This window comes from Halioglobus sp. D3-4, from assembly GCF_055809315.1.
The window spans coordinates 3,150,401-3,175,934 of record NZ_CM147907.1 but is presented as its reverse complement, the minus strand read 5'-3'; the positions used below and the strand labels follow the sequence as shown (position 1 = coordinate 3,175,934).

Below are 25,534 nucleotides of genomic sequence, written 5' to 3'. Positions count from 1 at the left end.
TACATATCTTTCTCAATTTTGTCCTGCTCGTCTTCGGCTTTCTCAAACTTTGATGCATATTTCTCCTCGGAGCTTCTTCCGAAGAGATGTATTGCTACAGGGACAAGAAAAACAAGTGCGACGGGCCAATAGAGGAAAACCATGGCTACCCACAATATCGTAACCAGCACCAGTAAGAGCGCCTCTTTTCCACTTCGCTTCATAACAGCCACGTTTGTTTTGACGAGGCGGCATTGTGTCGTTCCCCCAAGCCGCAATCGATAGCAGGGTGCGCCAATCACTTGACCCTGTGCGACAGCGTTTCTACACTTTCACCTGAAAATTTCAGGGAGAATTGGTATGGAGGCCACTATATTGGCGTCAGCAGGCAGATCGCTTTGGCGCTACCTGCAGGCCAAGAGCATTGATGCCGATACGTTTTTCACACAATGCGATCTCGATCCCTCGCTCATCAAAGAGCCCCGGACACGCTACCCGGTGAAGAGCCTTGCCAACGCCTATTTGAAAGCGGCGACAGTCACCAAAAACGCCTGTATCGGACTGGAGGTGAGCAACCATTACTCGCCGCTGGATCTCAACGCATTGGGTATCACCTTCCTTTCCAGTGCAACACTGGTCGAAGCGTTTCAACGCTTGGTGCGCTATGTGTCGATAGTAAATTCCGGCCTCGAAATTTCCGTTTCTGAAAGCGGCGGACAATTGCACTTCCTCAGCGCCGTGCCCGGCATTCAGGGCGAGGCGACCCGGGTTATGGAAGACAGCAGAGCATCGCTTATGGTCGAGCTCTGTAGACTGGGTTTGGATGAAAGCCTTGATCCCGCCGAAGTCGCATTCACCTACCCGGAACCAGAGACAACCGGCAACTATTTCGGAGTATTTCGCTGTCCGTTGAAATTTGGCCAACCCATGTCGAGGCTGTCGTTCAACCTGGCAGATGCCCGGCGCCCGTTTTCCGCGCCCAATCGGGAATTGGCCATCAGCAGTGATCAAGTGCTGGATGAGATGGTGAGGGAACTTTCCAGGCCAGACATTATCAGTCAGGTGAAGAGGGCGATAGTCGATGATTTACCCTCGGGTGCGCCCAGCGAAGAAAGTATTGCCAAACGTTTGTTCGTCAGCCCGCGCACACTGCAGCGCAAGTTGGCAGAAGCAGAGACCAACTACCGCGCACTATTGCTGGAAGTGCGCCGCGATCTCGCAGTCAAGTACATCGCCGACAAGAGCATGCCACTTGCCGAGATCAGTTATATGCTCGGTTTCTCCGATGCATCATCATTTTCTCGAGCATTCAAGCGCTGGACGGGAAATCCACCGGCAGAATACCGATCCAGACTGTACGCTTGAGATACTCTGGCATTTCGTGCCAAGTATTTGGCGCGAGATGTCACGTCGGTATGTGTCCGAATCGATAAAATACATCCTTTGCCAAACAGTGGGTGTATACAAATGGATTTAGCAGAACCGGAACTTGAAGCAGCGTGGGAGGAGCTATCCTTCTGGCGCGAGTTTGCGGTTTGGTGGGCCGACATGCGTAGTGACGTATCCGAGCCTCGACTACTGGAAGTTGTGGAGCAGGCGGAGCGGCGTTACGCGAGGGCTTTGCGTTTGCGGCAAGAGGCTGATTATCTTTAGTCTGGTTGTTGCTGGTTATATGCCTGGTTTCGTAGCGGGCACGGGCGTATGTACCTGCGTAAGCTTCCCCGTCAAGTAGACAGTTCACAAATAGAGTTTCCAGCGGATTGTTGTCTTGCTTCAAGCGGTGTCATATCGCCCAAGGCATCGTGAGGCCGCTCCTCGTTGTATTCGATCATCCACCAGTACGTCGCCTCTCGGACATGATCAAGCGATGTGAACAGATACTGGTCCAGCACCTCCTCACGATAGGTCCGATTGAATCGCTCAATGTAAGCGTTCTGGTTCGGCTTTCCTGGCTGTATATACTGAATCGCCATCCCTGCTTCCTTGGCCCATGCGGTGAAGACTTCCCCTAGGAACTCAGGACCGTTATCCGTCCTCAGAACCTGGGGTAAGCCATGCTCTCGTTGAAGCTGCTCAAACACGCGGACAAGGCGCGCGGACGTGATAGAGGTATCAATCTCAATATGAAGCGCTTCACGGTTGAAATCGTCGGTCACGTTGAACGTGCGGTATCGCTTACCCGAATGCAGTGAGTCTGACATAAAATCTGCTGACCAAACCGTATCGGGCAGCTCTGGCACATATAGCTCTACCCGCTGTCGTTTGGGTAAGCGCTTCTTGGCACGTCGTTGTAAGTTCAGATGCATCAGTTTGTATACCCGGTACGTACGCTTGTGATTCCAGGGGTGGCCCTGTCGCCGCAGCTGCTTGTGGCACTTCCAGAAGCCGCGACTCGGACGCCCCTCCACCAGCCTGGCCAATGCTGCGATGACCTCCGCATCCCGCACCGTCCAGTGTTCAGGCACCTTGTAGTAGGCTGATCTGGAAAGACCTACACACCGGCAAGATCGAGCAATTGACAGCTTCTGTTCATCGACCAGATAGTCAGCTGCCGCGCGCTTGTCCGCCGGTGTTACAGCTTTTTTGTGATCAACTCCTTCATCGCAGCGTTTTCCAGGGCCAGGTCTGCGTACATTCGCTTTAGCTTGGCATTTTCTGCCTCGACCTCCTTAACCCGTTTGAGTTCGGAGGCCTCCATGCCGCCGTACTTTGATTTCCACGAGTAGTAGGTTGGTGACGATATGCCATGCTTACGGCAGACATCTTTTACCAGCATTCCGGCATCAGCTTCCTTCAGGATCTGGACGATCTGACTCTCGGTAAACCTTGATTTCTTCATGTGAACCTCCTAGCTATAAAATGCCAGAAAGCTCTACTTTTGTCCTGTCTTCGTGTTGGGGAAGCTTACGCCTGCACCCAGCCAGTGCGGCACGACCCCGTTCAAGGTTCCACAACCTCGGCACGATCAAGTTCTCGGCGATTTCCTTGCTGTCTGACCTGGGGGGTGCAACCCCGTTTGATGGTATGATTCAGCGGCCCAAAGTAGCACGCCCCAAGAAGTGGCAATTGTTAAACCTGATGATAACGAGACGAGACACCAGGCCCCATGGATAAGATTTTCATACTGTTTCAAAACATCGTACCGCAACACCTGCTATCGCGCTGCACCGGATTTCTGGCCCGCTTGCGCCATCCCGAGTGGTTGAAGAATTGGTTTATCCAACAATTTATCCGACAGTATGGTGTGGATATGGCAGAGGCCGCTGAGCCCGACCATACCCGCTACCCCTGCTTCAACGACTTTTTTACCCGCCCACTGCGCGAGGATGCCCGGCCGCTAGCTGACGCCGATATCCTGTGTCCCGCCGATGGTGCGATTAGTCAGCTGGGCGATATTGCCAACGGGCTGTTGTTTCAGGCCAAGGGGCGATTTTTCTCTGCGGAGGACTTGTTGGGGGGGGATGCCCAGAGAGCGGCACAGTTTCAGGGTGGGCAGTTTGCCACCATTTACCTCTCTCCCAAGGATTATCACCGGGTTCACATGCCAGTGGCGGGTCGCTTGACAGGCACCTGCTATATTCCCGGCCAGCTGTTTTCCGTGAATGGCACGACGGCAGAGAATGTCGATCGCCTGTTTTCTCGCAATGAGAGGTTGGTGTGCTATTTCGAGACAGCATCCGGCCCAATGGCGATGATACTGGTTGGTGCGATGGTGGTGGCGGGTATCGAAACCGTCTGGTCAGGCCAGGTGGCGCCGCCGCCAAAGACACCGCTGTCACTCGATTATATGAATCTGCCGGAACCGGTAGAGTTGGCCAAGGGCGATGAAATGGGGCGCTTCATGCTGGGCTCCACCGTGATCCTGTTATTCCCCGAAGGCGTGATGAACTTCGATGAGCGCTACCTGGCCGGCGCTTCCACCCGAATGGGTGAGGCCTTGGGTTCTTACCAGTAGCCGACTAGGCGCGCCATAAATTACCTGAATAGCACGGTATCAGGGTGTGAGTACCGATTATGCTTCTCACCAAGCGAATTCCGTTGGTCCGGCGCCCCGGGAGCGACTGAGAAGCATAATCGGTACCCGCACCCGGCCAGCCCGCCACGATCCAGTCCAGTACCCACACCCGGCTTGCACCGCCGGTGCTAAACGTCATCCAGACTAGCCACAATACGCCGATAACTGTCCAGCCTGCGCTCACTGATCGCGCCGGACTCTGCGGCCTCCAGAATCGCGCAACCCGGCTCCTGTTCATGTTGGCAATCGCGAAACTTGCAGGTGCCCAGCAGCGCGCGAAACTCGCGAAAGCCTTGTTCCACCTGCTCCTTGCTCATATGCCACAAACCAAACTCGCGGATTCCCGGCGAATCGATCAATGTACCGCCGCAGTTCAGGTGCAGCAGTTGCGCAGTGGTGGTGGTGTGCGTGCCTTTCTGAGTGTTCTCAGACAGGGCGCCCACGCGAATATCCGCGTCCGGCAGCAGCGCATTCACCAGAGAGGATTTACCGACACCGGATTGCCCCACAAAGACGCTGGTGCGCTCGTGCAGGGCGCTGTGCAATTCGGTCAGGCCACTGTCCTTGGTGGAGGTGCGAATCACCCGGTAGCCGAGCTCGGGGTATATTGCCAGCAAGTCATCCACGGTTTCCTGCAATGCGGGCTGTGCTGCCAGCAGATCGGTTTTATTCAGCAGGATAACTGGTTCGATACCCACCGCTTCGGCGGCCACCAGGTAGCGGTCGATCAGGTTGGCGTGAGGTTCCGGTAGCGGGGCAATCACCACAAGGATCTGGTCAATGTTGGCCGCGACGGGTTTCAGTTTGCCGTACGGGTCCGGGCGTGACAGGACGCTATGCCTTTCGCGCTGGGCTACAACCACTCCCATGGGGTCGCCCTCACACCACACCACGCGGTCGCCGGTGACGAGGTTGTCAAGGTTGGCGCGCAAATGGCAGCGCTGGGTCTTGCCGGGTTCGGATTCCACCGCGACTTGTGTGCCGTAGTGTGCCACCACCAGCCCGTCCTGCTCTGGGCCCAGCTGGCCGCCACCGAGAGCGTCCTGCGCTTCTACATCACGCCGAGCGGCGCGCTTGGCGCGCTCGTCCTGGATTTTTTCAATGCGCCAGGCCTGCTGCCGGCTGAGCTTACGTTTACTCATGCCTGCATTATTGGGATATGACCTTGGTCTGTCGAGGCAATTTGTTACACTGCCGCGTCTTCAGCTGATTCAGGGTAGCCTCGCATGCAAAACGCCAGCAATCTTATTTGGGTCGATATGGAAATGACAGGTCTCGATCCGGACAATGATTCCGTCATTGAAATTGCCACGATAGTCACCGATACACACCTGAATACCCTGGCTGAGGGGCCGGTCATCGCGCTGCACCAGAGCGAGGAAAAGTTGAGCGCGATGGACGAATGGAATACCACCCATCACACGCGCTCCGGCCTGGTGGACAGGGTGCGGGCCAGCGATTACGACGAGCAGCGGACAGCGCAGGAAACAATCGACTTTCTGGAGCAGTGGGTGCCGCCGGGAGCATCCCCAATGTGCGGGAACACGATTTGCCAGGATCGGCGCTTCATGGCCAGGCATTTGCCGCAGCTGGAGGCGTTCTTCCACTATCGCAACCTGGATGTGAGTACGTTGAAAATCCTGATGCAGCGTTGGCGACCCGAGTTGGAGGCCGGCTTTGAGAAGACCGGAACGCATCTGGCGCTGGACGACATCCGTGAATCCATCAATGAAATGCGCTACTACCGCGAACACTTTCTCAAGTTGGCATAGCGCCGTGTTGGGCCAGTGCCCAGGCGACGTGCTCCTGAACCACTAGTGAGGGGTCCGTCCGGCGACGCAGCAGCGCATTTATCACTTCATTTGAACGCGGCGCATTACCCAACGCAACGGCGATATTACGCAGCCAACGTTCGTAGCCTATACGGCGGATAGCCGAGCCTTCTGTTTTTGCCAGAAATGTCGCTTCATCCCAGTAAAATAGAGCGACCAAATCAATATCGGCGAGGTGGTGACGTGGCCGAAAATCACCCTCTGCTGTCGCCTGAGCAAACTTATTCCACGGGCAGCAGAGCTGGCAGTCGTCGCAGCCGAAAATGCGGTTGCCCATCAGGGGCCGCAGGGCGGGATCAATGCTGCCGTGGTGCTCAATGGTGAGGTAGGAGATGCACTTGCGGGCATCGAGTTGAAACGGGCCGGTGAATGCATTGGTCGGGCAGACATCGAGGCAGGCAGTGCAGGTGCCGCAGTGTTTGCTGCCCTGCGCTTCGTCCACCGGGAGTGGCAGGTCGGTAAATATCTCGCCCAGGAAAAACCACGAGCCGGCGTCGCGGTTGATCAACATGGTGTTTTTGGCGATCCAACCCAGTCCGGCTTGCTCTGCGGCGGCGCGTTCCAGCACCGGGGCGCTGTCGACGAAGGCCCGGAACTGGCCGCCGCCAAGCTCGGTTTCGATACGGTTCGCCAACCGGGACAGCCGCTTGCGTATCAATTTGTGGTAATCGCGCCCCAGAGTGTAGCGCGAGATGTAGGCCTTCTGGGGTGACTCGAGAATGTGCAGCGGCTGTGTGTCCGGTTCCAGGTAATCCATGCGCAGGGATATGACTCGCAGGGTGCCGGGCACCAGTTCGGCGGGACGGCTGCGTTTGCTGCCGTGGCGCGCCATATACGCCATGCTGCCGTGATACCCGGCATCCAGCCATTTCTGCAGATAGGCTTCATGATCGCCGAAGTCAACGCCGGTAATGCCCAGCTGCTGGAAACCGAGATCGTAGGCCCAGCCCCGGATGTTCTCAACAGTGGCTTGCGGGCTGTGCAGTGTTGGATGTTGTGGCAAATTTTCCGACCGCTGGTTAGGAGAGTGTTGCAATTCTGACAGATCAGATTTCGGTATGTACGTTTTTTTATTCCTAATAGCGGCGTTCTGCATCGCCGCACCCTCCGCTTCCACTATAATGACAGGCCACTAATCCGCTTGCCGCGTGCATCGGTAGGTGTATCTGGCTCCACCGGGCCGGATACCCTTGCCGCTGTCAGGCCAGCGCAACATAGAACAGCGATCCAGTCGAACAATAGGCAGCAAGTCATGTTAGGGACAGAACCCCTGTACACCGCAGCACAAACCCGGGCGCTGGATCACTGTGCGATCCATGATCACGGGATACCCGGCATCACGCTGATGTCGCGCGCGGCAGAGACGGCCTTCCGCTGTTTGCTGGAAGCGTGGCCGGAGCCAGTATCTTTAACCTTGTTGTGTGGCACCGGCAACAACGGTGGGGACGGCTTTCTGATCGCAGATCTGGCGCACAAGCGCGGTATCCCGGTTACCGTATTTCAGGTGGGTGAGGCGGAAAAAATTACCGGCGATGCGCTGTTGGCGCGAGAGCAGGCACTGGCCAACGGGGTCAGGGTGGTGCCCTTCGCAGAGGCCTCGCTGGTAAGTGAGGGCGTGATCGTCGATGCCATGCTAGGCACTGGGCTGGGCGGTGATGTGCGCGGCGACTACGTAAAGGCTATAGACGTAATTAACCAAAGCGGTGTGCCGGTGCTGGCCGTCGATATTCCCTCCGGTCTGTGTTCGGATACCGGTCGCGTTCTGGGCAATGCGGTGCACGCGGATCTCACGGTTACCTTCATAGGGTTGAAGCGTGGACTCTTTACGTTGCGCGCGCCTGATTTCACCGGCGCGGTACATTTTTGTGATCTGGCTGTCCCCGGCGATGTCTACGCGTCCATCCCCTCGCATTGTGCGCGCCTGGAACTGGAGCCCCTGCTGGAGCGCCTCCCTGTGAGGCCCGCCACGGCCCACAAAGGATTGTACGGTACTGTACTGGTGGTAGGCGGTGATTACGGCCTGGCTGGCGCGGCGTTGCTGGCGGCAGAAGCAGCACTGCGCTGTGGTGCCGGTCTGGTGCAGGTGGCGACGCGCCCTGAGCATGTGGCAGCACTGATAACGAGAGTGCCGGAGGTAATGCCTCGCGGCATCACTGCAGTGGATGATTTCAAGTCTATGTTGGACAGTGCCGATGTGTTGGTAGTGGGTCCCGGCCTGGGCCAGTCGTCCTGGTCGAAAGACCTGGCACAGCAGGCGTTGGCCAGCGGCAAGCCCTTGCTGCTCGACGCCGACGGGTTGAATCTGTTGGCCAGCGGCGCACTGGGTGAAATAGGTGCGCTAGAAAACCGGGTGTTTACGCCCCATCCCGGAGAGGCCGCGCGGCTGTTGTCCTGCACAACGACCGAGGTACAGGCCGACCGCTTCGCCGCTGTCAGCGCGTTACAGGCGCGCTACGGGGGTGTGTTTGTGCTCAAGGGAAATGGCACTCTGGTAAGTGATGGGCAGAGTATTTTGCTGAGCGATTACGGCAATCCCGGCATGGCCAGCGGCGGTATGGGAGATGTGCTCAGCGGTGTGATAGGGGCGTTGCTGGCGCAGCATCTGGTACCGCTGGAGTCGGCCGCACTGGGAGTGTGTTTGCACGGTGCTGCCGCTGATATCGCTGCCGCAGAGGGTCAGCGCGGTCTGTTGGCGTCTGATCTGATGGCGCCGATGCGGGGTCTGCTCGAATGATGAGCGGGCAATACACGGTATTGGCGGCAGATGAGGTGGCGATGGTTCAGTCGGGCGCGCGCCTGGGTGCTGTTTGTGAGCCGGGCCTGGTGATTTTTCTGCAGGGTGATCTGGGCATGGGCAAAACCACCTTCAGTCGCGGGTTCATTCAGTCGCTGGGGCATACGGGGGCGGTCAAAAGCCCTACCTATACGCTGGTTGAGCCCTATCACCTTAAAAATATGGACATATTCCATTTCGACTTGTACCGCCTTGGCGACCCCGAGGAACTGGAATTCATGGGCATTCGCGATTATTTTGGTGATATGTCGGTTTGTCTGGTGGAATGGCCTGAGCGAGGCCTGGGCGCTTTGCCCTCGGCTGATTTAGTGATTACCATAGAACAAGAAGGTCGGGGCCGTCGTCTGGTATTTGACGCGGTGACCGGGCAGGGCGAACGGATATTGCGACAGATGCGCAAAGAGTCCGGGGCATAGACCCAACCCTGAAGAACAATAGCGTTATCCGGTGGGAGTGATATGAGCAGGGCGTGGTGGATTGCAATAGTCCTGGGTTTTCTGGGCGCGTCCCCTGTGTGGGCCGCGGAAGTGCACGATGTGCGCCTGTGGCGTGCACCCGATCACACCCGCATTGTCTTCGATCTCACCGATCCCACTCAGCACTCGCTTATCGTATTGTCCGACCCAGGGCGCATTGTGCTGGATATCCAGGACACTCAACTGCGCGCTGACCTGACCAAGCTGAATTTCGCCAACAGTCCGATCTCGACTGTTCGCACCGGCGTGCGCGATGGCGATGACCTGCGCGTGGTGCTGGAGATTACCGAAGAAGTTGACCCCCGCAGTTTTGCGTTGAAAGCTAATGAGCAGGCGGGCGATCGGCTTGTGCTGGATCTGTATGACCGGCAGGCGAAGCAGGCAGAGGTTAAAAAGACGGTACAAAACTCGGCCAAGAGGGACCTGGTGATAGCGATTGATGCCGGTCATGGTGGTGAGGATCCGGGTGCTACCGGTCCCAATCGGGTCGATGAAAAAGACGTTGTGCTGGCCATCGCTCGTGAGCTGAATGCCCTTTTACAGGCTGACCCGGGCTTCAAACCAACCCTGATACGCACGGGGGATTACTACATCAGTCTCAAGGGGCGTCGGGATATGGCGCGGGAGCGCCAGGCAGATCTTTTCGTGTCCATTCACGCCGATGCCTTCAAGCGCAAGGAGGCTCACGGGGCCTCGGTCTATGCGCTGTCAATTGGCGGGGCTACCAGCACCGCAGCAGACTATCTGGCGCAGCGGGAAAATGCGGCGGACCTGGTCGGCGGTGTTAGTCTGTCGGATAAGGATGATGTGCTGGCGGGGGTGCTGGCAGACCTGTCTATGACGTCGACGCTGGATACCAGCCTGAAACTTGGCGCCAAGGTGTTGGGGAACGTCGACGGTGTTGCCAAGCTGCACAAGCGGCAGGTCGAGCAGGCCGGGTTTGCGGTGCTCAAGTCGCCGGATATTCCCTCCATATTGGTGGAGACGGGCTTTATCTCGAATCCGAAGGAAGCCGGCCTGCTTGCGACGACCGCCTATCAGAAGAAAATGGCCAGCGCCATCCATCGCGGCATCCGCCAGTGGTTCATGGCACATCCGCCCTCCGGCACCTTGCTGGCCTGGCAAAAGCAACAGAGCGGACAGGAGTACATCATCGCCCGGGGTGATACACTGTCGGGGATCGCCGATCGCTTCAGGGTGCCGCTGGCCGAACTCAAGAGCTATAACAGCATCAGCAATAGCTCGAGAATTCTGGTGGGACAGAAGCTGAATATTCCGCAGAGCTGATAACACCGCTTAAATGCCCAAAATACATTTGCTCAGTTCCAGACTGGCCAACCAGATCGCCGCTGGAGAAGTTGTCGAGCGCCCCGCTTCGGTAGTCAAAGAAGTGCTGGAGAACAGTCTCGATGCGGGTGCAACCCGCGTGGATATCGATGTCGAAGCCGGCGGTTCCAAGCTGATTCGGGTGCGCGATGATGGGTTTGGTATTTCTGCAGATGACATGGCGCTCGCCCTGGCCCGTCATGCCACCAGTAAGATTGCGTCTCTGGAAGACCTTGAACGGGTCGGCAGCCTGGGGTTTCGGGGAGAGGCCCTGGCCAGTATCGGTTCGGTCTCACGCCTGACCCTCACCAGTAACGCTAACGAACGCGGCAGTGAGGGCAGCAGTGCGGCCTGCGAGGGTCGGGAGATGGAAGTGCAGCGCAAACCCGCTCCGCATCCGCGCGGCACGACCGTTGAAGTGCGTGATCTGTTTTTCAATACACCTGCAAGGCGCAAGTTCCTGCGCACCGAGAAGACCGAGTTCAACCACCTTGAAGAAGTGGTGAAGCGCCTGGCGCTGTCGCGCTTTGATGTGGCATTTGCACTGCGTCACAACGGCAAGGTGGTGCACAACCTAAAGGCCGCTTCAGTACAGGCTGAGCGTCAACGCCGCGTGGCGGCGATCTGCGGGCCGGCGTTTATGGAGCAGGCCATCGCCATTGAATCTGATGTCCCGCCCTACCGCCTGTCGGGCTGGGTTGGGCTGCCAACGTTTTCCCGCAGTCAGGCCGACTTGCAATATTTTTTCGTCAATGGCCGTGTTATTCGTGACCGTCTGATCGCGCATGCGGTAAAGCAGGCGTACCGCGATGTGCTCTACCACGGTCGGCACCCGGCGTTTGTGCTGTATTTGGAACTGGATCCGGCGCAGGTTGATGTCAATGTGCACCCGACCAAGCATGAGGTGCGATTTCGGGATGGCCGCGCAGTGCACAACTTCATCTTTTCCAGCCTGCATCGCGCCCTTGCCGATGTACGTCCAGGGCAGGGGCCCGGTGGTGATCCGGCGGCGGAGCAACTGCTGGCAACGGCCGACGGGATGGCAATTGACACGGCAACGGGCGAGATCCGCAACCAGAGCCCGCTGGCATGGGGCACCCCCGCTGCCGATCGTCCCGGCATGCCTGGGAGAAGCTTTGGTGCCCCTGCGCCATCGGCAAATCAGGTAGCGGGGCAGATGAACAGTTACTCCAGATTGCACGGTCTACCGGCAGTGGAGTCTCCCGAGGAGGTGCCGCCGCTGGGCTATGCGTTGGCCCAGTTAAAAGGCATCTATGTGTTGGCTGAGAACGCGCACGGTTTGGTACTGGTAGACATGCACGCAGCCCATGAGCGCATTACCTACGAGCGTCTCAAGGCCGCGCGCGATGAAAACGGTATCCGCAGTCAGCCCCTGCTGGTGCCGCAGTCGGTAGCGGTCAGCCAGCGCGAAGTGCAGGTCGCGATAGAGCACAGCGCACTGTTTGAGCGGCTGGGTCTCGCCGTCGACGAAGGCGGAGAAGAGAGTCTCGTGATTCGCCAGATTCCAGTGATTTTGCGAGACTCCAACGTGGAGCAATTGCTGCGCGATGTGCTGGCAGACTTAATCGAGTTCGGCAGTTCGGAACGCATAGAGGCGCATATGGATGAAATTCTGTCGACCATGGCCTGCCACGGCTCAGTCCGGGCGAACCGGCGCCTTACCATTCCCGAGATGAATTCGCTGCTGCGAGACATGGAGGAAACCGAGCGCTCTGGTCAGTGCAACCACGGCCGGCCCACCTGGATTCAAATGGGTCTGGATGAACTGGACTCGCTCTTTCTGCGCGGCCGATAGGCCAGAATAACCCTGATGGCGAGCGCCGAGAGTCCGCTGCTGATTTGCCTGATGGGCCCCACCGCGTCGGGAAAAACCGATCTGGCCATAGAGCTGGCAGGGCGACTTGACTGTGAATTGGTCAGTGTCGACTCCGCGCTGGTATATCGAGGGCTCGATATCGGCAGTGCCAAGCCATCATACCCGCATCATCTGGTAGATATTCGTGATCCGGTCGAGATTTATTCGGCGGCAGATTTTCTGGCGGATGCCAACCGTGTGGTGGCGGAGATTCTCGAACGTGGCAGGACCCCGCTGCTGGTCGGCGGCACGATGCTATATTTCAAGGCTTTTCTGGAGGGGCTGTCCGAGATGCCACCGGCGGATCCCGCTATTCGCTCTCGTATCGCGGCCCGTGCCGAAGAGGAGGGTTGGCCAGCGCTTCACCGGGAGCTGGCGCAGGTCGATCCGATAGCCGCCGCACGTATCCACCCCAACCACTCCCAGCGCTTGAGCCGGGCGCTGGAAGTGTTCCATAGTAGCGGCGTAACAATTACGCAATGGCATCAAAAAACGGCCGCCCCTGCTTTTGATCACTGTCGTATCGTGCAACTGGGGATATGTCCGGCCGACCGGGCCGTGCTGCACCAGCGTATCGCCATGCGATTCGAACTGATGATGGCGGAGGGGTTTTTGGAGGAGGTGCGGGATTTACGCCTGCGCCCGGAGCTGCGCGCTGACCTACCCGCAATTCGCGCAGTCGGTTATCGTCAACTGTGGCGGCACCTGGAGGGCGAATGCAGCCTCGAAGAGGCGGTACAGGCCGCAATTGTTGCAACCAGGCAACTGGCGAAACGACAGCTGACTTGGTTGCGAAAATGGACCGATATTGATTGGATATACACCGATCATGCCGGTAAGTTAGCTATGTCGGAAGTCTCTGGTGGGGCTTTTGAGGGGTCAAACGCCGATTCGCCACTGGCAATGGCCTTGAACTATCTTACGCGACCCCCACTATAAGTATGATACAAATGCATTATACTGTGGCCGGCAGGACGCAGGTCCCGCTATTCGCTTTGAAAACCGGCAGGGGCCGTGTGTCCAGATTGGTATGAGGTAGGTCCATTTAACTTTTCGGCCCGAGTTGGGCCATATTAGGAGAGAGATATGTCAAAAGGGCATACGCTACAAGACCCTTATTTGAATATTTTGCGTAAGGAGCGAGTACCCGTTTCCATTTATCTTGTAAACGGTATCAAACTGCAGGGCCAGATTGAATCTTTCGATCAATTTGTGGTGCTGCTGAAAAATACTGTGAGCCAGATGGTTTACAAACATGCGATATCCACGGTTGTCCCTTCCCGCGTGGTGCGTGTGCCGTTGCAAAACCCACAGGACGATGACGAAGACGCCGGTTAGGTGTCTCACAGGCAGAGCTTCAGTCATCGCCTGGTTCTGACCTGAAGAGGTAGATTTGTTTTTTGACCGTCCCGATTCGGGGGAACGCGCTGTGCTCGTTCACCTGAATATTGCCAGTGAATTGGAGCGCGAGGACCCTCGGGAGTTTGAGGAACTTGTGCTGTCTGCCGGTGGTGACCCCGTGGCCTTTGTAATGGGCTCCAGAGTCGCTCCGCACCCGCGTACCTTTGTGGGAAGCGGAAAGCTCGAGGAGATCCGCGAGTTGGTACATGTCGAGTGCGCGGAAATAGTGATGTTCAATCACGCACTCAGCCCCAGTCAGGAGCGCAATCTGGAGAAGGAACTGGAGTGTCGGGTGCTGGACCGAACCGGGTTGATACTGGATATCTTCGCCCAGAGAGCGCGCACCCACGAGGGAAAGTTACAGGTTGAACTCGCGCAGCTGCAGCATATGTCGACCCGTCTGGTGCGGGGGTGGACCCACCTTGAGCGACAAAAAGGTGGTATAGGCTTGCGCGGGCCGGGGGAAACCCAGCTGGAGACAGACAGGCGCCTGTTGCGAGTCCGCCTTAAATCCATCACGGCGAGGCTGGAGAAAGTGCGCAAGCAGCGCGAGCAGGGGCGCCGCTCGCGTATCAGGGCCGAGATACCCACTGTATCGTTTGTGGGGTATACCAATGCGGGCAAATCCACATTGTTTAATCGCATCACGGATTCCTCTGTGTACGCGGCGGATCAACTGTTTGCGACTCTGGACCCCACCTTGCGCCGCGTTGAATTGGAAAGTGTCGGTCCCGTGGTACTGGCGGACACTGTGGGCTTTATCTCACACCTGCCACACAAGCTGGTCGAGGCTTTCAAGGCGACACTGGAGGAGACTCTGAACGCCGACTTGCTGTTGCATATCGTGGATGCCGCGACAGAGGACAGGGGTCGTAATATCGACCAGGTGCAGGATGTGCTGGCGGAGATCGGAGCCGAGGACATCCCGCAGCTGTTGGTTTTCAATAAACTGGACCTGCTTGAACAGGAGCCTCGTCTGGAGCGTGACGCGCAGGGTAAGCCCGAGCGGGTGTGGTTGAGTGCAGCTACCGGCGCTGGCACCGAACTGTTATCGCAGGCCATTTCAGAACTGGTGGGGCAGGACATGGTATCCGAAGACTTGTATCTGGAGCCCAAAGACGGGAGTCTGCGCGCTGCGCTCTACAGTTTGGGTGCTGTCGAGACCGAAGACTACAGCGAAGACGGCGTGGCGCACCTCAGCGTCAGGTTGCCGCGCGCCGATTGGAATCGCCTCATGAAGAAGGGGCCGGAACCGCTTTTTTAGAGCCGGGGTAGTGCAATAGCGCGCGTACCCCGGGCAGAATTTTTGGTAGACTGTTGTCGAGATTACATTAGGAGTTCGTTATGGCCTGGAATGAACCGGGTGGTGGTAATAATAAGCCCAAAGACCCATGGGGTGGCGGCGATCAAGGTCCCCCCGATCTCGATGAGGCGCTGAAGAAACTACAGGCCAAAATGGGAGGTCTGTTCGGTGGTGGCGGCTCCAGCGGCAGCGGAGGTACGCCGGGCTTTTCCGGTGCGGCCCTTGGCGTATTGCTCGTGGTCGCGCTGGTGATCTGGGCGGCTATGGGCTTTTATCAGGTCGACCAGCAGGAGCGTGGCGTTGTGCTGCGGTTTGGTAAATATCTGGACACCGTGCAGCCAGGTTTGCATTGGAATCCCCCACTGATTGACGAAGTAACACTGCTGAATGTTACCAAAGTTCGCTCCATCAGTTTCCGCGAAATCATGCTTACGCAGGATGAAAATATCGTCGAGGTTAAGCTGTCGGTGCAATATGTGCTGGATAATCCTGTCGATTTTGTACTTAAAGTGCGCGCACCAGAGCGCTCCCTGCAACATGCTGCGCAAAGTGCGTTGCGGCATGTGGTGGGCGGCACCAGCATGGACATGGTGCTGACTGAGGGCCGGGCGCAAATCGGGGTGGATGTTCAACAGAGACTGCAGGAATATCTCAATCTCTATCAAACAGGCATCCTGGTCAGCAAGGTGACGATTGACGAGTCGAAACCACCGTCGCAGGTACAGGCCGCATTTGATGATGTTATCAAGGCCCGAGAAGACGAGGAGCGGCTGCAGAACGAAGCGCAGGCGTACGCCAACGGGATTGTTCCCGAGGCGCGCGGTTCTGCCCAGCGCCAGATTGAAGAAGCCAGCGCTTATAAGGAGCAGGTTATCGCCAATGCCCAGGGTGAGGCGGAGCGCTTCAGTGCACTGTTGGCTGAATACCGCAAGTCACCTGTGGTAACCCGTGAACGGTTATATCTGGATGCGGTGCAGGCAGTATTCAGTCAGACCAATAAGGTCATGGTTGATGTAGAGGGCGGCAATAACGTGATGTATCTGCCACTGGACAAGCTGGCTGAGCGCAGCCAGAGCAGCAGTGCGCCCGGCGCGATAAAGGTGGATAGCTCCACTATTCGAGAATTGACCAATGCCGTCACTGAACAGTTGCGTCGCGACGCTGCTGTGAGTGAAGGTCGAAGGGGAGGGCGCTAGACATGTCAGGTCGAAATATAACCTTAATTTTTGTCGCGCTGGTGGCGGTGCTGCTGCTGAGCAACTCGCTGTATGTGATCAAGGAAACTGAGCGCGGTGTATTGCTGCAGTTCGGTGAGGTGGTTAACCCAAACCTGCAACCAGGTCTGCATTTCAAAATTCCCTTCGTCAATAATGTGCGCAAGTTCGACGGGCGAGTGCTCACGGTGGACTCCAACCCCGAGCGCTTCTTCACCCAGGAGAAAAAAGCGCTGATCGTGGATTCTTACGCAAAGTTCAAGGTGGCGGATACCGAAAAATTCTATACGGCTACCAATGGCGAGGAATCGCGCGCGATGTCGCTGCTATCCCAACGTATCAATGATGGCCTGCGCAACCAGGTCGCCGTGCGTACGATTCAGGAAGTGGTGTCCGGCGAACGCGATGAGTTGATGCAGGACCTTACCGAGGAACTCACTGTGGTCGCGCAGGAGGGGCTGGGTGTTGAGGTAGTGGATGTCCGCGTAAAGCAGATCGATTTGCCACCGGATGTGTCGGAGTCCGTTTATCGGCGGATGAACGCCGAGCGTGAAAAGGAAGCGCGCGAGCACCGATCTCAGGGGCAGGAGCTCGCGGAAGGTATTCGAGCCGCAGCCGATCGCGAGGTCACAGTGCTGAAGGCCAACGCCTACCGCGATTCTGAGCTGATCCGCGGTGAAGGTGATGCAACTGCCACCGCTATCTATGCTGATGCGTTCAGTGCCGATCCCGAGTTTTACTCATTTACCCGCAGTCTCAGGGCTTATCAGGATGCCTTTCAGGGCAACGGTGATATTATGCTGGTGCAACCTGACAGCGAGTTCTTCCGCTACCTGAAGGACTCCAAAGGCGGTAAACCCGGCAAAGGAAAAGTAGCGAATTAAACCCCGTTTCTGCTGCCCGGCACTGGCATTGCGGTCGGGTGGCAGTGGGGTTTTATTGTGTTGAGATTGGAGGCCGGGAGAGCGCGTGGATTTTTGGCAAGTACTTCCGGTCGCCATTGCGCTGGTGTTTATTATCGAAGGCATGTTGCCCTTCATAAGTCCGGATCGCTGGCGGAACATGCTGACAATGGCTGAGAAAATGGATGATCGCGTGATCCGCAATGTCGGGCTGGGCAGCATGCTGTTTGGCGTAGTAATTCTGTATTTGGTGCATTAGGGCCGGGTGAAAATGATGTCTACAGTAGATCACTGGCAACTTCCCGATGGTGTGGAGGAAGTACTTCCGGCGCAGGCCGAGTCGGTGGAGGCGCTGCGCCGCGCGTTGCTGGATCTCTATCGCAGTTGGGGCTACCGGCTGGTTATTCCGCCACTGATGGAGTTCACGGAATCGCTGCTGGTGGGGCTGGGCGAGGACCTGGATTTGCTCACGTTCAAGCTGACCGATCAACTCAGCGGTCGCACCCTGGGAATACGCGCGGACATTACACCGCAGGTAGCGCGCATCGATGCGCACAGCCTGGCAGAGGAAGGTGTGTCCCGCCTGTGTTACGCCGGCTCTACCCTGCACACTCGTCCCAAGTCGCTGTTGGCCTCGCGTTCGCCCATTCAGTTGGGCGCTGAACTCTACGGCGATGACAGTCTGGGCGCGGACGTGGAAATCGTGCGGCTGATGCTGGCAACGCTCCAGTCTGTCGGGCTTACCGGAGTTACACTCGATCTCGGGCATGTTGGAATCTATGAGGCAGTACTGGCCAGAGCGGGCCTCAGCGGCGACAAGGAAAAGACTGTTTTTGATGCCCTGCAGCGCAAATCTGTGCCGGATCTGCGCCTGGCCTTGGCAGATGTTGATCCCACAGTCGCCTCACTCATTATCGCACTGGTAGACTTGCACGGCGACGAGGATGTATTGCTCAGGGCACGCGAGTTGTTTGCCGAGGCTGTACCCGACGCGCTGGCAGGTGTTGATGCGCTGCAGGAAGTGGCCTGTGACATCCGCCGGCAATCGCCGGATATGGATATCTATTTCGATCTGGCTGAATTGCGTGGTTATCACTATCACACAGGACTGGTGTTTGCCGCATATGTGGCAGGCAGTGGTCAGGCGCTGGCCAACGGCGGACGCTACAATGATGTTGGTGCTGTCTACGGCAGGGCGAGACCTGCAACCGGTTTCAACACCGATCTTAAGGCGCTGGTGGCCTTGCTGCCGCCGGCTCCTGACAGCGCCGGTGCGATCAGCATGCCGGACGTGGATGATGCTGCGCTGGACCAGAAAGTGCATGAGTTGAGAGCAGCGGGCGAGGTGGTGATCAACTGCCTTTCGGGTAGCCCCGATCCATGCTGTGACCGTCAACTTGTTGAACAAGGCGAGCAGTGGCAGGTGTTGCCACTGAATACCGATGACCGTGTTTAAGCTAACCGAAGTGCACGTGCATCCCAATCTGCTTCAATACAAGAGCTAACGCAATGAGCAAGAATGTTGTAGTACTGGGCACCCAGTGGGGTGATGAGGGTAAGGGTAAAATTGTCGATCTGCTGACCGATCAGGCCAGCGCTGTGGTGCGTTTTCAAGGTGGGCATAATGCTGGGCACACCCTGGTTATCGATGGTGAAAAAACTATTTTACACCTCATACCCTCCGGTATTCTGCGAGAGAATGTCGCTTGTCTGATCGGCAATGGTGTGGTGTTGTCGCCGGCAGCGGTACTGAAGGAAATCGCCGAGTTGGAGGCCAAGGGTGTCCCGGTGCGTGAGCGCCTCAAAATCTCTCCAGCCTGCCCATTGATCCTGCCCTATCACGCCGCGCTTGATCAGGCGCGTGAGGCCAGGCGCGGAGAGGAAAAAATCGGGACTACCGGCCGTGGAATCGGCCCCGCCTATGAGGACAAAGTGGGCAGACGCGGTCTGCGTCTCGGCGATCTGCAGGATGAGCAGCGCTTTACCCGCAAGCTGCGCGAAGTGATGGACTATCATAACTTCTTCCTGGAGAACTATTATCGGGTGGAGCCTGTCAGTTTCGACAAAGTGCTGGCAGAGGCGCTGGAAATGGGCCGGGAATTACTGCCGATGATGGCCGATGTCACCGGTATCCTGCACGAGTATCGACAGGCTGGCGCCAATATCATGTTTGAGGGTGCGCAGGGGTCGTTGTTGGATATCGATCATGGCACCTACCCGTTTGTGACCAGTTCCAACACTACCGCAGGCGGGACGGCCACTGGTTCCGGCTTTGGCCCGTTGTACCTGGATTACGTGCTGGGTATCACCAAGGCCTACACGACTCGCGTGGGTTCCGGCCCTTTTCCCACAGAATTATTCGATACAACCGGCGAACACCTTGCCAAGAAAGGTCACGAGTTCGGTGCCACCACCGGACGCGCGAGACGCTGTGGCTGGTTTGATGCCTTTGCATTGCGCACGGCCGTCAATATTAACTCTGTCAGCGGGCTGTGTCTCACCAAGCTGGATGTACTGGATGGTCTGGAAACGATTCGGGTCTGTGTGGGTTACAACTGCAAAGACGGCAAGCCTGTACTCAACCCGATGGATTCTGATGATTACCAGGGTCTCGTGCCGGTGTATGAGGATGTTCCGGGCTGGAGTGAGTCTACCCTGGGTGCTAAAACACTGGAGGAGCTGCCCGAGGCTGCGCGCAATTATATCCACAAGATTGAAGCAGCCGTGGGGGCGCCTATCGATATCATTTCTACCGGTCCCGACCGCGTGGAGACAATTGTACTGCGCCACCCCTTCGGAGATTAATCGGTTAGCATGGTAGCCAACCCTCCCGGAACTCCTGAGAAACTGTCGTGCTGAATAAGAGTGTAAAAACACAATGCATTTGAGAAAGCGGGTATTGGTGACGGGAGGTGCGGGGTTTCTGGGCTCTCATTTGTGCCACCGTCTGGTCGGCGAAGGGCATGACGTTATCTGCGTTGATAATTTTTTTACCGGCATTAAAGACAATATCGTCGAGTTACTGGAGCAGCCCAACTTCGAGCTGATGCGTCACGATGTTACATTCCCACTCTATGTCGAGGTGGACGAAATATATAACCTGGCATGCCCCGCTTCGCCTATCCACTACCAGCATGATCCGGTACAGACCACCAAGACCAGTGTGCACGGTGCTATCAATATGCTGGGTCTGGCGAAGCGTACGGGAGCAAAGATATTCCAGGCCTCTACCAGCGAGGTATACGGCGATCCACAGGTTCATCCGCAACACGAGGCTTACTGGGGACATGTGAATCCCACCGGCGAACGCTCCTGCTATGACGAGGGCAAGCGCTGCGCGGAGACACTCTTTTTTGATTACTACCGGCAGCACCGCTTGCGTATCAAGGTCGCGCGTATATTCAATACCTACGGCCCCAACATGCATCCCAATGATGGCAGGGTCGTGTCCAATTTCATCATGCAGGCGCTGCGCGGAGAGCCGATTACAATTTTTGGCGACGGCTCCCAAACGCGGTCATTCTGTTATGTGGATGATCTGATCGAGGGGTTTATCCGTATGATGGAGACTGACGACAGTGTTACTGGTCCGATTAACCTGGGTAATCCCCATGAGTTTACGATCAGGGAACTGGCGGAAAAAGTGATCGATTTGACGGGCTCCCGCTCCAGTCTCGACTGGCGGCCGCTGCCCAATGATGACCCTATGCAGCGCCAGCCCAACATTGCGTTGGCGAAATCTCAGCTTGATTGGGAGCCAAAGATCGAGCTGGAAGAAGGCCTGCGTAGAGCGATTCAATATTTTGAGGGAATGCTCTGATCTGATTTGAGGGCAACCCTTATTGGTCGGTGATTTTGGTGTGTCGAGCCCGGCGGGCCAATATTGCTTTTAATTCAGCACCAACTGGCGCCTCTTTTTGGCGTCTTACCCTGACTGCCCGCTGATCATGCTCATTCTTCAAATTTTGCTTGCAGCGCTGGTGATTACACGGATTACGGTGAGCATCGGAACCCGTGTCGGACTGGTGGATGGTCCCGATGCACGCAAGCTGCACCAGGGCAATGTGCCGCTTACCGGCGGCATTGCGATTTTTCTGACCTTGTTATTCGGCACCTTCGGTTTGGGTATCGCGCCCTATACCTATCCAATGTTGCTCATTGCCTGCGTAGTGTTTCTGATAGGCGTGTTCGATGATTTTCGCCATATCAGCGCCTCGGCAAGGCTGCTGCTGGAGTTTGGCAGCGGCATACTGCTTGCGACGTTTGGCAATATTGCTATCACCAATGTCGGCAATTTGCTCGCGTTGGGTGATATCCCTTTACTGTTGCTGACCATTCCGCTTTCTGCGCTGGCAGTAGCGGGCTTAAGTAACGCCTTTAATATGATCGACGGCATCGATGGCTTGGCAGCGAGTACTATCTCTCTGCCGCTGTTAGTGCTGTACCTGCTGGCGTTGCAGGCCGGGCATCCAATGGCGAATGCGCTGTTGTTGATGATTGTGCCGCTGGCCGTATTCCTATTGTTCAACCTGGGCCCCAACAATCGCCTGCTACCAAGAATGTTCCTCGGTGATGCCGGTAGTGTCACTCTGGGCTTTCTGGTGACCGCTTCGCTGGTGTTCTTTTCTCAGGGCAGTGATGCCCTGATCAGACCTGTGACGGCTTTGTGGTTGGTGACACTGCCATTGATGGATATGCTGGCCACTATGCTGCGTCGTTTCAGGCGCGGACAAAGCCTGGTGCAAGCGGATCGTTTGCACCTGCACCACACGCTGCTCGACAAGGGGTTGGGCCGCAGGCAAACCCTGCTTTTGCTGGTCGCGTATGCAGGCCTGTGTGCTACGGTTGGGCTTGTGCTGGAGGGTGCGCCGGAGTACCTGAGTCTGCTGTGTTACTTCGGCTTGTTTTGTGGCCACTGTGCCTACGTGCTCAGGGCAGATCGTGGCGTCCTCCAGGTGGAACAGTGATACCAAAATCGTTGTGGCAAACTGTGACAGAGTCCTCACAATTGCGCATTGTTGGCTTTGGGGTCTATGCTAAGCTCAAAGGGAGGACGGGGCTTGTTTATGCTGGGAGATATCGTTTGATTCCTCTCGCCCCCTGCGGCTGTGATCAGGGACGTTGCGTGCTCGCCTAATAAAATTTGGAGTACCGCGTGGACGAAAAGTGTCTTGAGAAACGGTTTAGCGATCTGTGGCAAGCGTGTTCCGGGAACAATACTGAGAGGGTGTGGCAGAACCTGCGATCACATTATCAGGAACCTCACCGGCACTACCACACGCTGGCACATATAGATCACTGTCTGGGCCAGCTGGATATTGCCCGTGAGCATATCGCTGAGTTTCGCGCTACTGAAATGGCGATCTGGTTCCATGATGTGATTTACCATTATGGTGCCAAGGACAATGAAATCCTGAGCGTGGAATATTTCCGCGACATGGCAGGCTCTGCCATGCCAGCCGATTTCGTAGCGCGAGTTTCGCAATTTATAATCGCTACACAGCACGTCGGGGCCGCCGCAGATTCTGCGATCGCCTATGTCGTAGATATAGATCTATCAGGTTTTGGCTTGCCCTGGGAAGCCTACCTGGCTGATTCTACGGCGCTTCGATATGAAGCCGAGGGCGTGAGCGATGAGCAGTATTATATGGGGAAGCTGCGTTTCCTGGGTGAATTGCAGCGCTGGCCCAGCCTGTACCAATCGTCATTTTTTAGAGATCGCCTGGAAGCCAATGCGCAATCCAATATCGCGCGCTACACCAGGGAATTGCGCGAGCAGGGCTTCGGAGAATCGGCTATCTGCCAAGCTTAGCGAGCAGGTGCCGCACGTGGTCCATCAGAGTTACTGATTTCATGTTTGTCAGTTCTCCCGCGTCGAGGAAAACGCCATTACAATCGGGGCAACTGTCCAGGGTGATGCGCGCATTCTCCCGATCCTGAACGCTCTCCATGATGGTGCCGCAAGCCGGGCAGGGCACGTCCTGCATCTCGTTCTGCTTCGCACCCTGAGCAGCGCTGCCTTTATCCAGTATGACATCCGATAGCCATTCGTCTCGTAACTGCTGCAATGCCCGCCAATTACAGAACAATCCGCTGCATCCGGTGCAGCGCCTCACTTCAATATCTGTACCAAATTCAAGTGTCTCCATTGGCGCTCTGCATTTCGGACAGTCCATGGAAGGCTTGCTGTTTTTCCCGTCTTCATTCATGTCAGTACCGCCCTCAGAGTCGCTGTGGTTAATTGCAGTCGTCGCGTAATAATGCGGATCATGAATTTATGCAGGGCAGCGGCGATAAGCGGGTGCTCCTGCTCCAGCCGTGTGTTTGCGTCCTGACTGAGGACAAATAGATCACCCCCGGTGTCCACGATAACAGTCGCCGTGCGGGGCGTGCCCAGATAGAAGCCGACCTCGCCGAAAACCGTGCCTGCGCCTGCGCGACGAATACGGTGTTTTTTGCCGGAATTGGTGTCGAGGTAAACCGAGGCCGTGCAGGTTTGCAGCAGAAACATCTCATCTGAGGGCTCACCCTGAGCGGCCAGCTGGTCACCGGGTTCCACGTGGCGGTGCTCCAGATATGCCTCGAGCACGGAGTGGTCATCGTAGGTGGGCAGGTGTTCGAAGATCTGCTGCAAAATACCCTCGTGGGCTTCCTCTCCAAGCGCTTTCTCTTTCAGGATGCGCTCTTCGCACCATTCAATGCCCCGGTCGAGGTCGGGCATTATCTGGATATAGCTGGTATTTTCCTCCTCGAACCAGCTTCCCATCAGGCGCTTCTGCATTTTCTGTGTCAGCCCGGTCAACAGCAGGAAAAAATTGCACTGGGAAGCCTCCTGTGCCAGCTTCATAAAGCTCAATGCAGCAGAGGAGTCCATCTCTGTCACCTGAGCGAAATCCAGTACGGCGTACCGAAGGGTGGGTTGCTCGGTATCTGCAAGACGCTCTTCTATGCGGCGGGCGAGTGCGGTGGCCGTCCCGAAAAACAGATAGCCCTCCAGTTTCAGGATCAGTGTCTGACCGCCGGTCTCCCGCAGGTACTTCTCTTCAGCGCTATTGCGCTCGACATTACTGCCGCGCTCCCTTCCGGTCAGAGCGTAGCGCACGACATTGATTCTGCTGTAGTTGATAACAAACAGGACAATGGCACCCAGCAGGCCTACCATCACGCCCTCCAGGAAGCCCACCGCTGCCACTGCCAATACAATAATGACGACTACCAGATACTCTAGCCGCGGAAGCTTCTTGCGTGCTTCGATCAACCAGCGTTCCAGCAGAGATGCCCCCAGAAATATTAGCAAACCCGCTACGATGGTTTTGGGGAACCACGCAATTAGGGACATTCCATAGAACAGTATCAATGCGCAGAATGCCGCTATGACCAAGCCGACGAGTCGACTGCTGGGGCCGCCAACCTTCATTGCGAGCTCGGTCAGTGACATAGACGGAAGTGCTATCAGGCCGCCACCGGAACCACTGACAGTATTGGCAAAACCGGCCACCATCAGTTCGCGGTTGATATCAAAATTGTTGCGTTGCACTACGGAAAGACCGCTTGCGGTTAGCAGCAGCGATACGGCACTGAGCATAATAATTGTGCCGATTGTGCTCATATTTGCGATTACTACACTCCAGTCGATATCGGCCGATCCCTGGAACAGTACCGGGTCAAACAATTTGGGGTTAGTTTCGGGGAAGGGGCCGACCAGCCAGCCGTCGGCCATCAGCTGTGCTGGGCTAATGTCCAGCAGTGCTGTGCCCGTATAGAATGCCAGCGTCAGCAGTATCATGCTTGCCGGCATAGCGAGTGATCGATGCCAGTTGCGGATTGCCCAGCGTATAAAGATAGCGGCGACTACGGCGGGCAGCCAGCGCAACACAGCTTCGCCCTCAAATACCGAAAGAAACCCCTCCACCGAGGCCACTGGAGCATCGTGAACCATTCGCAGTGCTCCCTGTACCATCAGCCAGCCCGCGCCGGCAAAATAGCCGCCCATTACCGAATACGGCAGGTAGCGTACCAATGAACCCAGCTTAAAGTATCCCAGCACCAGCAATACGATACCCGTCAACAGCGTGGCACACGCCAGCGCGCCGAAAGTGGTGATAAACAAGACATCCGGTGGAGTGCCGGCCGGTGAACTGGCGATGATCAGGCTCACCATCAGGGCGAGCACCGGCGCTGTGTCATCGTCCGGCAACGCCACTACCGGCCGTGCAGCGCTGAACAGACTGTATATTGACCCGGCTACCACCGCGGTCGAGATCAGGATGGTGATACCTGAGGATATATAGGGGGTGAGCTCGCCGTGAAAGATCAGGGCGGCAAAACTGACACTGGATATCAGTGTGACAATACCGGCTATGATACCTGCGAGAAGTATCGAGGCGATGCTGTCGGCGCTCAACTCTCGCAGCGC

At 56.7% G+C, this 25,534-nt stretch carries 24 protein-coding genes; 19 read left to right on the top strand and 5 right to left on the bottom strand.

Going from position 1 to position 25,534, the window contains the following annotated elements:
- The first annotated feature begins 339 nt into the window (after positions 1-339).
- Both AC0L6S_RS13705 and AC0L6S_RS13700 read left to right on the top strand, forming a co-directional pair.
- Positions 340-1,344 (top strand): AraC family transcriptional regulator, encoded by a 1,005-nt coding sequence (locus tag AC0L6S_RS13705; RefSeq protein ID WP_473424570.1) that lies wholly within the window; start codon positions 340-342, stop codon positions 1,342-1,344.
- A 102-nt stretch (positions 1,345-1,446) separates the two neighbouring features.
- On the top strand, positions 1,447-1,632 hold the full coding sequence (locus tag AC0L6S_RS13700; protein ID WP_473424569.1) for a hypothetical protein: 186 nt from the start codon (positions 1,447-1,449) through the stop codon (positions 1,630-1,632).
- Positions 1,633-1,703: 71 nt separating this feature from the next.
- Here the strand turns inward: AC0L6S_RS13700 and AC0L6S_RS13695 are convergent.
- Positions 1,704-2,818 (bottom strand): IS3 family transposase gene (locus AC0L6S_RS13695; protein WP_473424568.1). Its coding sequence is split into 2 segments (ribosomal slippage): positions 1,704-2,566 and positions 2,566-2,818, totalling 1,116 coding nucleotides; the frame shifts between segments, so codons are not numbered across the junction.
- Between the two features lie 267 nt (positions 2,819-3,085).
- On the opposite strand from AC0L6S_RS13695, the gene asd reads away from it, so the two are divergent.
- Complete coding sequence (gene asd / locus AC0L6S_RS13690; RefSeq protein ID WP_473424566.1) at positions 3,086-3,934, top strand: archaetidylserine decarboxylase; 849 nt, start codon at positions 3,086-3,088, stop codon at positions 3,932-3,934.
- 188 nt (positions 3,935-4,122) lie between these two features.
- Here the strand turns inward: asd and rsgA are convergent, their stop codons facing one another.
- Positions 4,123-5,136, bottom strand: a complete 1,014-nt coding sequence (rsgA, locus tag AC0L6S_RS13685; protein WP_473424565.1) for a small ribosomal subunit biogenesis GTPase RsgA — start codon at positions 5,134-5,136, stop codon at positions 4,123-4,125.
- An 84-nt stretch (positions 5,137-5,220) separates the two neighbouring features.
- Here rsgA and orn point away from each other — a divergent pair, with 84 nt between their 5' ends.
- On the top strand, positions 5,221-5,766 hold the full coding sequence (gene orn, locus AC0L6S_RS13680) for an oligoribonuclease (RefSeq protein WP_473424564.1): 546 nt from the start codon (positions 5,221-5,223) through the stop codon (positions 5,764-5,766).
- On the opposite strand, the gene queG is transcribed toward orn, so the two are convergent.
- The gene (gene queG / locus AC0L6S_RS13675) at positions 5,753-6,829 is read right to left on the bottom strand and encodes a tRNA epoxyqueuosine(34) reductase QueG (RefSeq protein WP_473424563.1); all 1,077 of its coding nucleotides are present in this window, start codon (positions 6,827-6,829) and stop codon (positions 5,753-5,755) included. The genes orn and queG overlap by 14 nt on opposite strands.
- A 249-nt stretch (positions 6,830-7,078) precedes the next feature.
- Between queG and AC0L6S_RS13670 the strand changes: the two genes are divergently transcribed.
- The 15 genes from AC0L6S_RS13670 to AC0L6S_RS13600 all read left to right on the top strand — a co-directional run bounded on the left by AC0L6S_RS13670 (position 7,079) and on the right by AC0L6S_RS13600 (position 22,930).
- The gene (locus AC0L6S_RS13670; protein ID WP_473424561.1) at positions 7,079-8,560 is read left to right on the top strand and encodes an NAD(P)H-hydrate dehydratase; all 1,482 of its coding nucleotides are present in this window, start codon (positions 7,079-7,081) and stop codon (positions 8,558-8,560) included.
- Positions 8,557-9,036: a tRNA (adenosine(37)-N6)-threonylcarbamoyltransferase complex ATPase subunit type 1 TsaE gene (gene tsaE / locus AC0L6S_RS13665; RefSeq protein WP_473424560.1), complete on the top strand. Its 480-nt coding sequence runs from the start codon at positions 8,557-8,559 to the stop codon at positions 9,034-9,036. Before AC0L6S_RS13670 ends, tsaE begins: the two co-directional genes overlap by 4 nt.
- A 42-nt stretch (positions 9,037-9,078) precedes the next feature.
- A complete protein-coding gene (locus AC0L6S_RS13660; RefSeq protein WP_473424559.1) occupies positions 9,079-10,383 on the top strand; it encodes an N-acetylmuramoyl-L-alanine amidase family protein in 1,305 nt (434 codons plus the stop codon).
- 13 nt (positions 10,384-10,396) lie between these two features.
- Entirely contained in the window at positions 10,397-12,238 is a 1,842-nt protein-coding gene (gene mutL / locus AC0L6S_RS13655; protein ID WP_473424558.1) for a DNA mismatch repair endonuclease MutL, read from the top strand.
- 15 nt (positions 12,239-12,253) lie between these two features.
- Positions 12,254-13,237 (top strand): tRNA (adenosine(37)-N6)-dimethylallyltransferase MiaA, encoded by a 984-nt coding sequence (gene miaA, locus AC0L6S_RS13650; RefSeq protein ID WP_473424556.1) that lies wholly within the window; start codon positions 12,254-12,256, stop codon positions 13,235-13,237.
- Positions 13,238-13,384: 147 nt separating this feature from the next.
- Entirely contained in the window at positions 13,385-13,636 is a 252-nt protein-coding gene (gene hfq / locus AC0L6S_RS13645; RefSeq protein WP_159168392.1) for an RNA chaperone Hfq, read from the top strand.
- A gap of 55 nt (positions 13,637-13,691) precedes the next feature.
- On the top strand, positions 13,692-14,963 hold the full coding sequence (gene hflX / locus AC0L6S_RS13640; protein ID WP_473424555.1) for a ribosome rescue GTPase HflX: 1,272 nt from the start codon (positions 13,692-13,694) through the stop codon (positions 14,961-14,963).
- A gap of 80 nt (positions 14,964-15,043) precedes the next feature.
- Entirely contained in the window at positions 15,044-16,198 is a 1,155-nt protein-coding gene (hflK, locus tag AC0L6S_RS13635) for an FtsH protease activity modulator HflK (RefSeq protein WP_473424554.1), read from the top strand.
- 2 nt (positions 16,199-16,200) lie between these two features.
- Entirely contained in the window at positions 16,201-17,100 is a 900-nt protein-coding gene (gene hflC, locus AC0L6S_RS13630; RefSeq protein ID WP_473424553.1) for a protease modulator HflC, read from the top strand.
- An 85-nt stretch (positions 17,101-17,185) separates the two neighbouring features.
- Complete coding sequence (locus AC0L6S_RS13625; RefSeq protein WP_473424551.1) at positions 17,186-17,377, top strand: DUF2065 domain-containing protein; 192 nt, start codon at positions 17,186-17,188, stop codon at positions 17,375-17,377.
- 15 nt (positions 17,378-17,392) lie between these two features.
- Positions 17,393-18,574 (top strand): ATP phosphoribosyltransferase regulatory subunit, encoded by a 1,182-nt coding sequence (locus tag AC0L6S_RS13620; protein WP_473424550.1) that lies wholly within the window; start codon positions 17,393-17,395, stop codon positions 18,572-18,574.
- 53 nt (positions 18,575-18,627) lie between these two features.
- Positions 18,628-19,923 (top strand): adenylosuccinate synthase, encoded by a 1,296-nt coding sequence (locus AC0L6S_RS13615; RefSeq protein WP_473424549.1) that lies wholly within the window; start codon positions 18,628-18,630, stop codon positions 19,921-19,923.
- Between the two features lie 73 nt (positions 19,924-19,996).
- Positions 19,997-20,938, top strand: coding sequence for a UDP-glucuronic acid decarboxylase family protein (locus AC0L6S_RS13610; protein ID WP_473424548.1), 942 nt, complete (start codon positions 19,997-19,999; stop codon positions 20,936-20,938).
- A gap of 127 nt (positions 20,939-21,065) precedes the next feature.
- A complete protein-coding gene (locus AC0L6S_RS13605) occupies positions 21,066-22,085 on the top strand; it encodes a hypothetical protein (RefSeq protein ID WP_473424547.1) in 1,020 nt (339 codons plus the stop codon).
- A 188-nt stretch (positions 22,086-22,273) separates the two neighbouring features.
- Positions 22,274-22,930, top strand: a complete 657-nt coding sequence (locus tag AC0L6S_RS13600) for an HD domain-containing protein (RefSeq protein WP_473424546.1) — start codon at positions 22,274-22,276, stop codon at positions 22,928-22,930.
- On the opposite strand, the gene AC0L6S_RS13595 is transcribed toward AC0L6S_RS13600, so the two are convergent.
- Together AC0L6S_RS13595 and AC0L6S_RS13590 are read right to left on the bottom strand one after the other, a co-directional pair.
- Positions 22,914-23,294: a TFIIB-type zinc ribbon-containing protein gene (locus AC0L6S_RS13595; RefSeq protein ID WP_473428596.1), complete on the bottom strand. Its 381-nt coding sequence runs from the start codon at positions 23,292-23,294 to the stop codon at positions 22,914-22,916. The genes AC0L6S_RS13600 and AC0L6S_RS13595 overlap by 17 nt on opposite strands.
- A 29-nt stretch (positions 23,295-23,323) precedes the next feature.
- A complete protein-coding gene (locus tag AC0L6S_RS13590) occupies positions 23,324-25,522 on the bottom strand; it encodes a SulP family inorganic anion transporter (protein ID WP_473424545.1) in 2,199 nt (732 codons plus the stop codon).
- Between the last annotated feature and the right edge of the window lie 12 nt (positions 25,523-25,534).

Excerpts from the sequence above, each read along its gene's own strand:
- AC0L6S_RS13700 (WP_473424569.1), top strand. The coding sequence starts at position 1,447 with ATGGATTTAGCAGAACCGGAACTTGAAGCAGCGTGGGAGGAGCTATCC.
- AC0L6S_RS13670 (WP_473424561.1), top strand. The coding sequence starts at position 7,079 with ATGTTAGGGACAGAACCCCTGTACACCGCAGCACAAACCCGGGCGCTG.
- AC0L6S_RS13620 (WP_473424550.1), top strand. The coding sequence starts at position 17,393 with ATGTCTACAGTAGATCACTGGCAACTTCCCGATGGTGTGGAGGAAGTA.
- miaA (WP_473424556.1), top strand. The coding sequence starts at position 12,254 with ATGGCGAGCGCCGAGAGTCCGCTGCTGATTTGCCTGATGGGCCCCACC.
- AC0L6S_RS13595 (WP_473428596.1), bottom strand. The coding sequence starts at position 23,294 with ATGGACTGTCCGAAATGCAGAGCGCCAATGGAGACACTTGAATTTGGT.
- mutL (WP_473424558.1), top strand. The coding sequence starts at position 10,397 with ATGCCCAAAATACATTTGCTCAGTTCCAGACTGGCCAACCAGATCGCC.
- hflK (WP_473424554.1), top strand. The coding sequence starts at position 15,044 with ATGGCCTGGAATGAACCGGGTGGTGGTAATAATAAGCCCAAAGACCCA.
- hfq (WP_159168392.1), top strand. The coding sequence starts at position 13,385 with ATGTCAAAAGGGCATACGCTACAAGACCCTTATTTGAATATTTTGCGT.
- AC0L6S_RS13615 (WP_473424549.1), top strand. The coding sequence starts at position 18,628 with ATGAGCAAGAATGTTGTAGTACTGGGCACCCAGTGGGGTGATGAGGGT.
- AC0L6S_RS13660 (WP_473424559.1), top strand. The coding sequence starts at position 9,079 with ATGAGCAGGGCGTGGTGGATTGCAATAGTCCTGGGTTTTCTGGGCGCG.
- orn (WP_473424564.1), top strand. The coding sequence starts at position 5,221 with ATGCAAAACGCCAGCAATCTTATTTGGGTCGATATGGAAATGACAGGT.
- AC0L6S_RS13705 (WP_473424570.1), top strand. The coding sequence starts at position 340 with ATGGAGGCCACTATATTGGCGTCAGCAGGCAGATCGCTTTGGCGCTAC.
- rsgA (WP_473424565.1), bottom strand. The coding sequence starts at position 5,136 with ATGAGTAAACGTAAGCTCAGCCGGCAGCAGGCCTGGCGCATTGAAAAA.
- asd (WP_473424566.1), top strand. The coding sequence starts at position 3,086 with ATGGATAAGATTTTCATACTGTTTCAAAACATCGTACCGCAACACCTG.
- tsaE (WP_473424560.1), top strand. The coding sequence starts at position 8,557 with ATGATGAGCGGGCAATACACGGTATTGGCGGCAGATGAGGTGGCGATG.
- hflC (WP_473424553.1), top strand. The coding sequence starts at position 16,201 with ATGTCAGGTCGAAATATAACCTTAATTTTTGTCGCGCTGGTGGCGGTG.
- AC0L6S_RS13610 (WP_473424548.1), top strand. The coding sequence starts at position 19,997 with ATGCATTTGAGAAAGCGGGTATTGGTGACGGGAGGTGCGGGGTTTCTG.
- AC0L6S_RS13605 (WP_473424547.1), top strand. The coding sequence starts at position 21,066 with ATGCTCATTCTTCAAATTTTGCTTGCAGCGCTGGTGATTACACGGATT.